The organism is Lysinibacillus sp. RS11 (genome assembly GCF_042019215.1).
Lineage (GTDB): Bacteria > Bacillota > Bacilli > Bacillales_A > Planococcaceae > Lysinibacillus > Lysinibacillus xylanilyticus_A.
Genome location: NZ_CP168124.1, coordinates 3709796 through 3723471, shown reverse-complemented (window position 1 = coordinate 3723471; position 13676 = coordinate 3709796). Strand labels below are relative to the sequence as shown.

Here is a 13676-nt window from a genome sequence, read left to right as displayed (position 1 = left end):
CTAGAATGAGCCTCTATATGCAAGTTTCTATTACATTTTTATGGTATGCTTTTTGTTATAGACATTGAATTTGTTTTTGAAATGACATAGACGATGCTATAAATGAAGTGTAATAGAAATGAGTGAATAATGTGAATTGGTTTAAAAAACAAATAAATAAATTTGTAAATAGAGATGACAATGAATACGAATATGAGGAATTTTATGAGGACTATGAAGAAGAACAATCTGAGCAGCTTAAAGAAGCACCTGGACCACAGACAAAAACTTTTCGTTTTCCGTTAATTGAGGATGAGGAATTTTCAGCTTCACCATCAACAACATCATCAAAAGAAGCATTCAATCAAATGGAGGATGCTAATTACGGACAAATTGAAGATTTATCTCTGCCGAGGCATTTAAATAATCATATTGTGGATTCAAGTGTTTATGATATTGAGGTTTCAGGAATTCGAGATTTATTAGCAAATCGTACGAAGCGAACGGGTAGAACGACAGTTACACGAAGTCAGTCTGAACAAACGAATCGGACAAGAGCAAGTCTTGTTTTTAGAGATGCGCAAAATGAACCACCTATTACTCCTAAAGAAACTAATAATTCACCAGAAAAGACAGTTGAACGTGATTTAGCTGCTAATCACAAGCGCTTTGTACCAAGTGATGTCCCTTCACCGGTTTATGGTTTTTCTAAGCCGAGCCCAATTGAGCAATTATTAGAGAAGCGGAAGGAAGAGCATGACAAGAAAGAGTCTGCAATACCTACAGCAACTAAGACTTTAAAAGAAGCGACAACAAATGAGGCTATTGAAAATATACTAAAAGAAAAAGAGCCTGTGAGCACAGTTCAGAAAGAAGAACCTGAACAGCTTGAAGTCCATGAAAAAATTGAAGCACCTACAAAGCAACCGATTACTTTTGATGAAAAATTTACAGACGAAACGAACCAGCCTAGTGATGAAACGAACACGGAATTACCTGTACTGCAAACAACTTCCTTTGCCGTAGAATTTGAAGATCAAGTGAAAGAGGCCGTTCAGCACGAGCTGAATGGTGAACAACTTTCAGAGAATCAATCAGAAATTCATGTAAAAGAAGTAGTTGTAGAACAATTGCAGATAGAAAATTCTACCATACACATTGGGGAAGTTACAGTAATCCAGCCGTCAACAACTGAAGCTGATGAGCAAGAGGTGTTAGAAGAGAAATCTGTAGAAGAAGCCAAGCGTGAAAAAAGCGGTATTCCTTTTAATGTCCTAATGCTAAAAACAGATAAAGAGAAATGGAGAATACAACAGCAATTTAAAAATACGAAGCCAACTACAACAATTGTTGAAGAGGCCCAAAAAGCTCAAGAAGTGCAAAGAGCTCAAGAAGTGCAAAAAGCTCAAGAAGTGCAAAGAGCTCAAGAAGTCCAAAAAGCTCAAGAAGTGCAAAGAGCTCAAGAAGTCCAAAAAGCTCAAGAAGTGCAAAGAGCTCAAGAAGTCCAAGAAGCTCAAGAAGTGCAAAAAGCTCAAGAAGCTCAAGAAGCTCAAGAAGTCCAAGAAGTTCAAGAAGCTCAAGAAGCCCAAGAAGCTCAGGATGCCCAAGAAGTTCAAGAAGCTCAAAAAGTCCAAGAGTCTTCTTCTGAACTTATTCATTTGGATATAGAACATCGATTAACACCATCCAATAAAGATGAAAATAAAAATCCTTTATCTTCAGAGATGGACAATGAAACAGCACCGCAATCGTCGAAGGAAAACGAAGATATTATTCAAAATACTTCACCAATCAATGCTGCAACAGACAGTGTATCAGTTATTACTATGTCACCAGTAGCAACAATGTCTAGCGTTTCGACATTAGAAAAGAAAGAACTAGACATTGAGAGTTCTGACGAAATTTCAGCAACTACCGAAATGGAAACAGACGCAACTATTGAACAGGAGCTTCCTACAAACAACATAGAGATTTCTGAGAAGGATTCTAATGACGCAGATGAATATCCAGAGCGACCTTCCAAATCAGATGAAACATTAGTAGAGAATCAAGTAATGGAGGAACCTCAAAAACCTGTTCATGTGTATCAAAAACCAAATGATGAATTTTTAGAGCCGCCTGAGGAAAAAACACAGGATACTGAGTGGATGGAGCAACAGGGTGATACATTGGTTGAAGCTTTGTCTTACTTCCAAGTCTCAGCTCAAATAGAATCTATTATGCAAGGACCAGCCGTAACACAATTTGAAATAACAGTGAGTCATGGTACGAAGGTTAGCAAAATCCGCAATTTAGCAGATGATTTGAAGCTTGCGTTGGCTGCGAAAGATATCCGTATCCAAGCTCCGATTCCTGGTAAGAGCTCAATTGGCATTGAGATACCGAATCGTGTATCTCGCGCTGTTCGACTATCGGAAGTGACAAATAGTGCTTCTTTCCTCGAGTCAGATTCACCGTTAGAAGCAGCATTGGGTCTGGATTTAACAGGGAAGCCTGTAACCATTGATTTGCGAAAAATGCCACATGGCTTAATTGCTGGAGCTACAGGTTCTGGTAAATCAGTTTGTATCAATTCACTTTTGGTTAGTTTGCTATATAAAGCTGCGCCACATGAATTAAAGCTGATGCTTATTGATCCTAAAATGGTAGAGTTAGCACCTTTTAATCATATCCCACATTTAGTTAGCCCGGTCATCACAGATGTTAAGGCTGCTACTGCTGCACTAAAATGGGCAGTGGAGGAAATGGAGCGTCGTTATCAGTTATTTGCTCATGTAGGTGCACGTGATATTACGCGTTATAATGCAATCGCGGATAAAAATAATGAACATAGCTTAAAATTACCGTATATTCTAATTGTCATTGATGAGTTAGCAGATTTAATGATGATGTCTCCTGCAGATGTAGAAGAGGCGATCTGTCGTATTGCGCAAAAAGCGCGTGCTTGTGGTATCCATTTAATTGTTGCGACTCAAAGACCGTCTGTTGACGTTATTACAGGGCTTATTAAATCAAATATTCCTACACGTATTGCCTTTGCAGTATCATCACAAATAGATTCACGTACTATTTTAGATGGGCAAGGCGCAGAAAGATTACTTGGACGAGGCGATATGTTATATTTAGGTAATGGTATGTCTGCCCCTGTGCGTTTGCAGGGAACATTTGTGACAGATGATGAAATTGAAGCCATTATTGATCATGTTCGTGAGCAAGGGGAGCCGGATTATATATTTGATCAAGAGGAACTTTTAAAGAAAACGGAAGTTTCAGCTGAGCAAGATGATCTGTTTGAGGATGTCTGCCGATTTGTGTATGAACAGGGAGGCGCATCGACTTCCTTGATTCAGCGAAAATATCATATTGGCTACAATCGTGCTGCTCGTTTAATTGATATGTTAGAGTCTCATGGCTTTGTGTCTGAGGCAAGAGGAAGTAAACCACGAGAAAGCTATATTACGGAAGAAGATTTAATTGCTATGTTTGAATAATAATTGCATTGTTTTCGTATAGATTATCTTTTTTACGTCAAATTTCGTATTTTTAGAAAAGTTACACATTTATCCTTGTGCATAAATAGTGCTATAATAGACGAGATGTGTTGATTAGTACGTATTTTTTAACACTTGAAAAGGTATTAATACCTAATAATAAGTAAAAGATACGATACACCTAATAGATGATAGAAGGGATATTGAATTCCCGGGGGGTTTAATTAATGACAGTTTTTCATTTCACAGGCATTAAAGGTTCTGGCATGAGTTCACTTGCACAAATCTTATTTGATGCTGGTGAACAAGTACAGGGCTCAGATGTTGATAAATATTTCTTCACGGAGCAACCGTTACGTGAACGTAATATTCCAATTTTTACATTTAATGCAGATAATATTAAAGAAGGTATGACAATTATTGCAGGGAACGCATTTCCTGATGACCATCCCGAATTAGAACGTGCTCGTCAAATCGGTGTAGAAGTTGTTCGTTACCATAAATTTTTAGGTGAATATATCGGTAATTATACGTCGATTGCTATTACTGGTGCACACGGTAAAACATCTACGACAGGCTTAATGTCTCATGTTGTAGGAGGTTATAAACCAACCTCATATTTAATCGGTGATGGAACAGGAGCCGGGCATGAAAATGCTGACTTCTTTGTAATGGAGGCATGTGAATACCGTCGACACTTTTTAGCTTACAATCCCGATTACGCTGTAATGACTAATATTGATTTTGACCATCCAGACTACTTTGCAAACATAGAGGATGTATATTCAGCCTTTCAATCATTAGCATTACAGGTTAAAAAAGCAATTATTGCTTGTGGTGATGATGAACAGCTACAACGTATTCAAGCAAAGGTACCGGTGGTATATTATGGCTTTGGAGCTGAAAATGATTTTGAGGCTCGTAATGTTGAAAAAACAACAGAGGGTACAAAATTTGATGTATTTGTTCGCAATGAATTTTATAGTACATTCTTTATCCCATTGTTTGGAGATCACGCGGTATTAAATACATTAGCGGTTATTACACTTTGCGAGTACGAAGGAATATCACCAGACATTATCCAAGAACGTTTAATCACTTATAAAGGTGTAAAAAGACGTTTTACAGAAACGGATATTGGAAATAATGTTTTAATAGACGACTATGCACATCATCCAACTGAAATACGTGCAACGGTTCAATCGGCAAGACAAAAATTTCCAGATCGTGAGCTGGTAGCTATTTTCCAACCACATACATTTACACGTACGCAAGCTTTTTTACAGGATTTTGCAGATAGTCTAAGTCTTGCAGATACAGCTTACTTATGTGATATATTTGGTTCTGCAAGGGAAACACAAGGTGCACTTTCAATCCAAGATTTAGCATCTTTAATTGAAGGTAGTGCAGTGATTACTACTGAAGGAATTGAAGTGCTTACAAAGCATGAGCGCGCAGTATTTTTATTTATGGGTGCTGGCGATGTTCATAAATTCCAAGATGCCTTTGAAAACGTGCTAAAAAACAACGAAACAGCTTAGTCCGTAAGGAATAAGCTGTTTTTTCTCAAAAAATGAGGAGGAAATTAGTTTTTTTTGTCGAAGATATGGAAAGGAATAGTAAAGAGAATTTTTACTTCCGGGAGGTCTAGTGATGGAAATTATTTTGTATATTGCAGCAATCATTGCAGCAATCGGGTTTTTAATTTTATGTGTGAGCGTCGGCATGACATTATTTTCGCTCAAATCAATTCTTAACAGCTTAGCTGGGACATTATCAGGTATTGAGGGACAAATGGAGGGTATTACACGCGAAACGACTTCCTTACTATCCAAAACAAATAGCTTAGCAGAGGATATTCAAGAAAAATCTGAACAGTTAAATTCCGTTGTTCATGCAGTCAAGGGCATTGGTGACTCTGTGAACGGACTAAATACGTCTGTACAGCAAATCACTTCTTCGATTTCAAAAAGTGTAGAACACAATGAAGAAAAAATTGCACAGGTTGTTCAGTGGAGCAATGTCGCAATGGGTATTGCTGATAAGTGGAAGAAGCGTAAAATCATCGATCAGGCACATGAAATGGGTCAAGAAGATCTTTACTCTTTTGAACCAGAGCAGTCGGAAAAATCGAAAAGAAGATGGGGCCGTAAAAAGTGATTATTATTCGGTAGACATTGAATGTCAACTGAATAAAAATAAAGTCTTAGGCATAAGTTGAAGATGCATCCGCGAAAGCAGATGGACAACCAGTCTAGGCAAATTAGATTATTTTATGGGGAGGAATTGTTGCATGACAACTCAAAAGCCGAATTTTAATGAAGTGAAGGAACAACAGCTTGAAAGTTCATTGCCTCAGCTTTATTATCCGCAAGAATCGATTTATGAAGAGGAGCGTGTGAACATGAAAGATTTTGTTATTGGCGCATTAGTTGGGGGTATAGTAGGTGCAGCTGCAGGCTTATTATTAGCTCCAAAATCAGGAAAAGATTTACGTAGCGACGTAGCAGTACAAGCTGTTAACTTTAAGGATAAGAGTGCAGATTTCTCGACAACTGCAAAAGATAAAACGGTTCAATTATCTAAACAACTTCAAGAGCAATCTACACAATTAGTAGAGAAAGTTAAAACATTAAAATCAGCAAAGGCACCAACTGTTTTTGATGATGGTACTGTTTCTTTCGAGGGTGAAGAGCCACTAGAGGATTTCATTCCTAGCGAAGAGCCTAAAGCAGAGGATGCTAGTGAAAAAAAAGTGCAAGCTGATGAAAAAAGTGAAGAAGTTCGCGCCTAATGCATGAGTGATAAAGAAGGGATCCAATACATCTTTCGACGTATTGGATCCCTTTTTGTTTTAGTGAGATATAGACGCTTCTTCTAGTAAAATTTCTAACTTATCCCCACCGAAAATCTCCATATCAAAGCTTGCCGGTTGGCCATTTCGTAAAATTGTAAAGTTACCTTTAAATGTAGTAGGTAGTTGCCAATTGGAGAAGCGGAATACATCTTGGTAAATCCAACGACTTCGGTCTTTTTCTTTAAATGAAATGGTTGCTCCATTTGGTGTTGTTGAAAGTGGTGATACGACTACCTGATTAACGAGTACTTCGTTTGCCATCTTCTTTAGCTCCAACACCTCATTTTGGAAATGTACGATGATATTATCCTCAAGTAAAACATTCATTTGATCAGCAATACGTTGAACAGTCGGTAATGTTTGTTGCTGAAATGTAATAACATCCCCATCTTGTACAGCATATGTCATTTTAGAAGGTTTACCATTAATCATTAATTGCGCTGAAAACTCTGGTAAATAAAGTGGCTTTCCGTCTACTTGAATGTAAAATGACTCAAATTGTTTTAATAACTCCCGATTATTTGTGTTTTTAAATACATCCTCTACTGTTTCCGCTATTTCAAATTTAACAACATCTCGATCATTTATTGCACTATCTAGAGATGCATGGGAACCATTAACAGTAATTTGTGGTTCTATTACATATTTTGTGTGTTGAATCGTGACTGTTTTGATGGCAGCATCATCTACAATATCTCTTACTGTAGCAGTAGCTTGCTGACCGTCTTGGCCTTCAATTAACTGGATGGCATCGCCTGTTTTAATCATCGTTTTAGTAGATGCCTGATGCCCATTTACTAAAATTTCCGCCGGTTGACCGTGACCACCAGGGATGAAAATATCTTGTCCATTTACACTCACTGATAATCCATGTCCTGGTTTACCATATAATTGTTTTGCTCGAATATTGGCTGCTAAAAATGCATCGGCAACGGTCATTTCCTTTAATTCAAAAAGACGAACTACTTGTTCATTGACAGTTAGGCTCATATATTGAATGGGCATTTTTTTTGCTGCAATGGCAATACCGATTGGTGTAACCAGTTCAGGCGATGCTTTAATATGTTCTTCTTTCGTTAAGTTTTGAATGGCGTCAATCCCTCGAACGGCAATACGATTTGCTGGTAAATCTAGTACTAGTCCAAGTTCAGTCGTAAGGTTTGGTGTTAAGCTTCCTCCACCAACAAGCATGACCGCCTTAGGAGCTGTACGATTATTAAGGCGTAAAATTTCTTCCCCGATGGCTTTTGCAAGTTGTTTGACAGCAAGATCAATTGCTTGAAAAACTTCTTCTTTCGGATAATATTGATCAAAGCCTAAAATATCTTGAATTAAAATTTCTTCTTCTGTTTGCAGTTGACGCTTCACTTTTTCAGCAACAGGGAAGTCGAGTAAATAGTGGTCACTTAAAGCCTCTGTTATTTCATCACCAGCTGTTGGCACCATACCATAGGCGACAACAGTACTTTTATCAGTAATGGCAATATCGGAAGTCCCAGCACCAATATCAACGAGTGCAACATTTAAACGGCGCATAGTAGGCGGGATCAGGACATTAATAGCTGCAATAGGTTCTAACGTTAGTGCATCCATTTCTAAATCCGCGCGTTTAAGAGCTGCAATTAGTGATTCTACGACAACTCGAGGTAGGAACGTAGCAATAACTTCAATTTGTGCCTCATCACCTTGCTGATCGAGTAGGCTACCAATTTCTTCACCATCTAATCGATAATATAGAACTGAATAACCAACACAATAATAGTGGCTTATTTTGGTATCCTCTTTATGTTGTAGAAGCTGTTGCTGTGCCTGTTGAACAGCTTGTAGTTCTAAACGACTTATATCCTCTTCTGTAAAGATTGGCCGATTACGTATATTGATTGTTACGCTTGCTTGTTCTGTTTTTAAAGAGCGACCAGCCGCCGCGACACTCACTTTTGTTAAAGGGCCGTGCTTGTCTTCAAGTTCATGTTTAATTTCATTGATTAAATCTGCCACATACATGACGTTATGTATTTGTCCATCAACCATGGCGCGTTCTTTATGTTCTTTTATTAAGATGTCTTCCACGTGAAAGCGGTCATTATCTTCAGCTAAAATAATGCCCACTACTGAGCGTGTACCGATATCAAGTGCAAATAATTTTGAACTCAAAATACTCGCTTCCTTTCTCGAAATATGTTAATATAATTTAGCGAGTTGAAGCGCTAAATTAAAAATGCGTGACATTCTGTACAACATTGATTATAATGATGCTAATATCTAAAAATGTAACATACATTTCAGAGTTCTGAAAGTGTCTGTCATGAGGAGAGGGGAAAGAAGCATGAGCCAAAAAGATTTAGAAAGTTTACGTAGTCAAATAGACGACTTAAACTTAGAAATTCTTCGTCTAATTAACGAACGAGCAACTGTAGTTGATGAAATCGGTAAGATTAAAGAAAAACAAGGTGTGAATCGTTATGATCCATTACGTGAACGACACATGCTTGATCTCATCAAAGAACACAATCAAGGTCCGTTAAATCAAATGACAGTTGATTATATATTTAAGCAAATCTTTAAAACAGCTTTAAAACAACTTGAAGCAGATAAGAAGAAAGAGTTACTTGTATCCCGTAAAAAGAAATCAGAAGATACTGTCATTAATGTGAATGGTGAGCTAATTGGCCAAGGAAAACCATCTTTCGTATTTGGACCTTGTGCTGTAGAATCATACGAGCAAGTAGCAGCAGTAGCAGCATCTATTAAAGCAAAAGGTGAAAAATTAATACGTGGTGGAGCATATAAACCACGTACTTCTCCATATGACTTCCAAGGTCTTGGATTAGAAGGTCTAAAAATTTTAAAACGTGTGTCAGAGGAATACGGTTTAGCTGTTATTACGGAAATTGTTACACCAAGTCATTTAGAGGAAGCATTGGATTATATCGATGTTATCCAAATTGGTGCACGTAATATGCAAAACTTCGAATTATTAAAAGCGGCTGGTGCTGCAAACAAACCTGTACTTTTAAAACGAGGCTTAGCAGCGACAATTGATGAATTCATTCACGCAGCAGAATACATTATGTCTAAAGGGAATGAGAACATTATTCTTTGTGAACGTGGTATCCGTACTTACGAAAAAGCAACTCGTAACACATTAGATATTTCTGCCGTACCAATTTTAAAACAAGAAACGCATTTACCAGTATTTGTAGACGTTACGCATTCAACAGGTCGTCGTGATTTACTATTACCATGTGCTAAGGCGGCAATTGCAATTGGAGCTGATGGCGTCATGGCAGAGGTGCATCCAGATCCGTCTGTAGCACTATCTGACTCACAACAACAAATGGATATTCCGACATTTGATGCTTTCTACGAAACATTACAAAATTTCATGAAGAACTATGAAATCAATGCTTAATTGTTTTGATAAAAACCGCTTGCTTAATTAGTAGCAGGCGGTTTTTACTATATATCGTGACAAAATAATGTCTAGAATAATACTATTTGTACTTGGTTTTTCTTTTCATACACTTACTTCTTCTTGAAAAGATTATAAAAATTATCGTATTATAAGGCTATAAAAGGAAAAAAGGGAGGCACGTGCGATGACTGTTACAATTTATGATGTTGCAAGAGAAGCAAATGTTTCTATGGCAACAGTCTCTCGTGTAGTCAATGGCAATCAAAACGTAAAGCCAGCAACACGAAAAAAAGTATTAGAAGTAATTGAACGATTAGAGTATCGTCCGAACGCAGTAGCGCGAGGATTAGCAAGTAAGAAAACAACAACAGTTGGCGTGATTATCCCAGATATTGCAAATAATATTTATGCGGAGCTGGCACGTGGTGTAGAGGATATTGCAACAATGTATCGTTACAATATTATTTTAGCCAACTCAGATCAACATGAAGATAAAGAGCTACAGCTACTGGATACAATGCTGGGGAAACAGGTTGACGGTATTGTTATGATGAGTGATGATGTAACTGAGAAAATGCAACAAACTATGGATCATTCACCTGTACCGATTGTGCTTGCGGGTTCAGTAGATGAATCACAAACCATCGCGACTGTGAATATTGATTATTACCAAGCAGCTTATGAGGCGATTACTTTACTCATTCAAAACGGTCATAAGAGAATCGGCTTTGTAACAGGTCCACTTACGTATACTATTAATGGAAAATTCAAACTTGAAGCTTATAAAAAAGCCTTACAAGATGCAGGTTTACCTATAGATGTATCACTAATTGTTGCAGAAGAATCAAGCTATGATATGGGCTTAGAGGCGTGGGAAACATTATCCTCACTTGAAAATCCGCCAACTGCTTATTTTGCAGGTAGTGATGAATTGGCAATTGGACTGATTCATGGTGCGCAGGATGTAGGAAAAAATGTACCTGAGGATATTGAAGTGATCAGCTTTGAGAATTCAAAATTAGCGCGTATGGTACGTCCGCAGCTTACAAGTGTAGCGCTACCGTTGTACGATATCGGAGCTGTTGCCATGCGCTTACTAACTAAATTGATGAGCAAAGAGCCTGTTGAGGACAAGGCAGTAATTTTACCTCATCGCATTGAGCATCGACAATCTGTCAAAAGTAAATAATGGTACTTAACACGTAAATCAGTCGATGATTTACGTGTTTTTTATGCAGGCGGATAGATGATTGAGAACAAATAAAAAAGCCCCACGAAAATCGTGAGGCGTAATATTAAGCGCGCTTTTCATTGCGAATAATATGTAGCGCTTTGGCCAGCATTTGCGCATTTTTTTCTTCAATCTCGGCTTTTCGAGGGATTGGCTCATACAAGGGATTTGGATCCTCCCAAGTTGGAATAAAGGGCACTGGTGCTTCAGGTTGCCAACGATCTAACCATGCTTGAGGGAGAGGTCCTGTCGGTAATGGCTGATCGGTCATTTCAAGCCATAGCATAGACCACGCACGAGGCACCACACGCCAAATATCATAGCCTCCACCACCGACAGCAATCCATTTACCATCGCAATATTCATGTGCTAATTTATGCGCAAGCTTTGGAATTTCTCTATAAATATTCATTGTTCCATATAAATGAGTTAATGGATCGAAAAAATGTGCATCTGCGCCGTTTTGTGTTAGTACAACATCTGGCTTGAAAAATTCAAAGACTTCTCGCATAGCCTTTTCATATATTTCTAGGAAACTCTCATCTTCTGTAAAAGCATCAATTGGAAAATTAAAAGACGTGCCATAGCCCTGCCCATTTCCACGTTCCGTAATATTACCAGTTCCGGGGAAAAGATAGCGGCCTGTTTCATGAATAGATAATGTACAAACATCCGGGTCTTCATAAAAGCTCCATTGTACACCATCTCCATGATGGGCATCCGTATCCACGTAAAGTACACGAGCGTTGTATTTTTCCTGCAAATAGCGAATAGCTACTGTACTATCGTTGTAAATACAAAAACCTGATGCACGACCACGGAAGCCATGATGTAGCCCTCCGCCTAGATTGAGGGCGTGCTCGGCTTTGCCTTGCATAACATAATCGACAGCTGTTAGCGTTCCGCCAACAAGCTGTGCACTTGCTTCGTGCATGTTTTCGAAAATGGGTGTATCTTCGGTACCTATGCCGTAGCTTTCGCATTGTGCCTCTGAAAGCTCACCGTGCCCTGCTCTTTTAACGATATCTATATATTTTGGATCATGTGCTAGCAAAAGCTCTTTCTCCGTAGCGACACGAGCTGGAACAATATCTAAATCATGAAGAGCGTCTATATTTTTTAACAAATCCATTGTAAGCGTCAAGCGTTTATGATTGAAAGGATGGGTATCTGAAAATTTATATCCGAGTTGCTCTGGCGAGTATACAAATACTGCTTTTTTCATTGTAACGAAACACCTGGTAAGTTAGGCCATAATACATCAAAGCCTTTTTTACGAAGATCTTCAATCATGGCGAGCGGATTCAGTGTTTTTACTCGGATGCTTAGAATTTTATTTTGGGCATTTTCAGAATCAGGATAAACTAGGACGCTTTGGACATTTACATGATGTTCGTGAAAAATCTTTGTAATCTCAAATAATATTCCTGGCGTATCGGATACGCGAATTTCAATTTTTGAGCCAGGGTCAGTGGCGCCAGTTAACTCTATATATGTATAGAGTAAATCTGTGGTAGTCACAATTCCAACTAATTTTCCTCCAGTGACAATGGGTAAGCAGCCTATTTTGGATTCATAAAAAGTAAGAGCCACTTCTTCTACAAAATCAAGTGGATGGCCGACGAGTGGATTTTTAACCATAATTTCTTCCACTTTTGCATTAAAAACTGGAGAATTTGGTTCATCCCGTAATGAGGAAGGTAACGCCTCTTTAATATCTCGTTCAGTAATAACCCCAAGAACGTGATGCTCCTCGTCTACGACTGGCACATGACGTACTTTTTTCTCGCGCATTAACTTAAGCGCTTCAAATACTGTATTTGTCGGAGCCAGCGTGAAGGGCTCATCATTCATAATTTCTTCTACGATCATATACTCAATCCCCTTTGTGTTGGTTTAATACATGAAGCGATTTCTAAAACGAAGTCTATCGAATCTTTCCATTGTTTCAGGAGGCACACGTTTTCCTTCGCGAGCCATCAGGCAGTTAGCTGGATGTGATGTAATTTCAGGATCATCTGTAGCGAAATATTCGAAGTCAGCAGAGCTCATCATTTTCTCCATCATTTTGCGATAATCCCAAACGTTTAAACCAGTCCCTTTTAAGTCCCAATGCCAATAATATTCGGTAGTGATAACAAGATAGTCTTCCATTTCATCTCCCGTAAAAGACACAGCTAGTAGTGCTTTACCAGCACCTGTTCCACGATATTCTGGAATGACTTCAATGGCACCTAGCTCAATCATGTTATCAATTCGGTCTTCCGCCCATCGTTCTAATGGATCAGGGTATAGATAGGTGACGTAGCCTACAATGATATTTTCATTTCGGATAATAATAATTCTTCCTTCAGGAAGTCCTGCAATTTCTATAATGGCTTGTTGTTGTTGTTTTGGAGGTCTAAAAGCAACCAAACCTTCGTGGAATGAATATGTAGCTAATTTTTCTGGAGGAACAGGTCCTTCCACATACACAGTACCATGCTTTGTTTCCTTTGTGACAGAAAAAAAAGTTTTTTTATGTTCCATAATTACACCACCTGAGTTTAATGATTCCATTATAGCTGATTTCTTGCGGAAAAACGCTTATTTTTGCAAAATACACCTGTGTTTTTGGAAAAATAAAAATATTGAGACATTATTAGTAAATTCGTGTAAAATATATTTATATTGCATCTGTTATTTAACAGATGAATGTAGGGT

10 protein-coding genes are annotated in these 13676 nt (G+C 38.2%); 6 read left to right on the top strand and 4 right to left on the bottom strand.

Features of this window, described 5'->3' with window-relative positions:
* Nucleotides 1–131 precede the first annotated feature (131 nt).
* The 4 genes from AB9L17_RS19100 to AB9L17_RS19085 all read left to right on the top strand — a co-directional run bounded on the left by AB9L17_RS19100 (nt 132) and on the right by AB9L17_RS19085 (nt 6264).
* Nucleotides 132–3470: a DNA translocase FtsK gene (locus AB9L17_RS19100; protein WP_375199650.1), complete on the top strand. Its 3339-nt coding sequence runs from the start codon at nt 132–134 to the stop codon at nt 3468–3470.
* A 227-nt stretch (nt 3471–3697) separates the two neighbouring features.
* Entirely contained in the window at nt 3698–5011 is a 1314-nt protein-coding gene (gene murC, locus AB9L17_RS19095) for a UDP-N-acetylmuramate--L-alanine ligase (protein ID WP_068984020.1), read from the top strand.
* Between the two features lie 112 nt (nt 5012–5123).
* Nucleotides 5124–5630, top strand: coding sequence for a DUF948 domain-containing protein (locus tag AB9L17_RS19090; protein WP_068984019.1), 507 nt, complete (start codon nt 5124–5126; stop codon nt 5628–5630).
* A gap of 133 nt (nt 5631–5763) precedes the next feature.
* Complete coding sequence (locus AB9L17_RS19085) at nt 5764–6264, top strand: YtxH domain-containing protein (protein WP_223556625.1); 501 nt, start codon at nt 5764–5766, stop codon at nt 6262–6264.
* Nucleotides 6265–6324: 60 nt separating this feature from the next.
* Here the strand turns inward: AB9L17_RS19085 and AB9L17_RS19080 are convergent, their stop codons facing one another.
* Complete coding sequence (locus AB9L17_RS19080; RefSeq protein ID WP_375199649.1) at nt 6325–8481, bottom strand: cell division FtsA domain-containing protein; 2157 nt, start codon at nt 8479–8481, stop codon at nt 6325–6327.
* A 172-nt stretch (nt 8482–8653) separates the two neighbouring features.
* Here AB9L17_RS19080 and AB9L17_RS19075 point away from each other — a divergent pair, with 172 nt between their 5' ends.
* Both AB9L17_RS19075 and ccpA read left to right on the top strand, forming a co-directional pair.
* Nucleotides 8654–9739 (top strand): bifunctional 3-deoxy-7-phosphoheptulonate synthase/chorismate mutase, encoded by a 1086-nt coding sequence (locus AB9L17_RS19075; RefSeq protein WP_223556628.1) that lies wholly within the window; start codon nt 8654–8656, stop codon nt 9737–9739.
* A gap of 187 nt (nt 9740–9926) precedes the next feature.
* Nucleotides 9927–10931, top strand: coding sequence for a catabolite control protein A (ccpA, locus tag AB9L17_RS19070; protein WP_068984015.1), 1005 nt, complete (start codon nt 9927–9929; stop codon nt 10929–10931).
* Nucleotides 10932–11037: 106 nt separating this feature from the next.
* On the opposite strand, the gene AB9L17_RS19065 is transcribed toward ccpA, so the two are convergent.
* Genes AB9L17_RS19065 through AB9L17_RS19055 form a run of 3 tightly spaced genes read right to left on the bottom strand, consistent with a single transcriptional unit; the run spans nt 11038 to nt 13502 of the window.
* Entirely contained in the window at nt 11038–12198 is a 1161-nt protein-coding gene (locus tag AB9L17_RS19065) for an acetoin utilization protein AcuC (RefSeq protein WP_223556630.1), read from the bottom strand.
* Nucleotides 12195–12845: an acetoin utilization AcuB family protein gene (locus AB9L17_RS19060; protein ID WP_068984013.1), complete on the bottom strand. Its 651-nt coding sequence runs from the start codon at nt 12843–12845 to the stop codon at nt 12195–12197. Before AB9L17_RS19060 ends, AB9L17_RS19065 begins: the two co-directional genes overlap by 4 nt.
* A gap of 24 nt (nt 12846–12869) precedes the next feature.
* Nucleotides 12870–13502, bottom strand: a complete 633-nt coding sequence (locus AB9L17_RS19055; RefSeq protein WP_068984012.1) for a GNAT family N-acetyltransferase — start codon at nt 13500–13502, stop codon at nt 12870–12872.
* Nucleotides 13503–13676 lie beyond the last annotated feature (174 nt).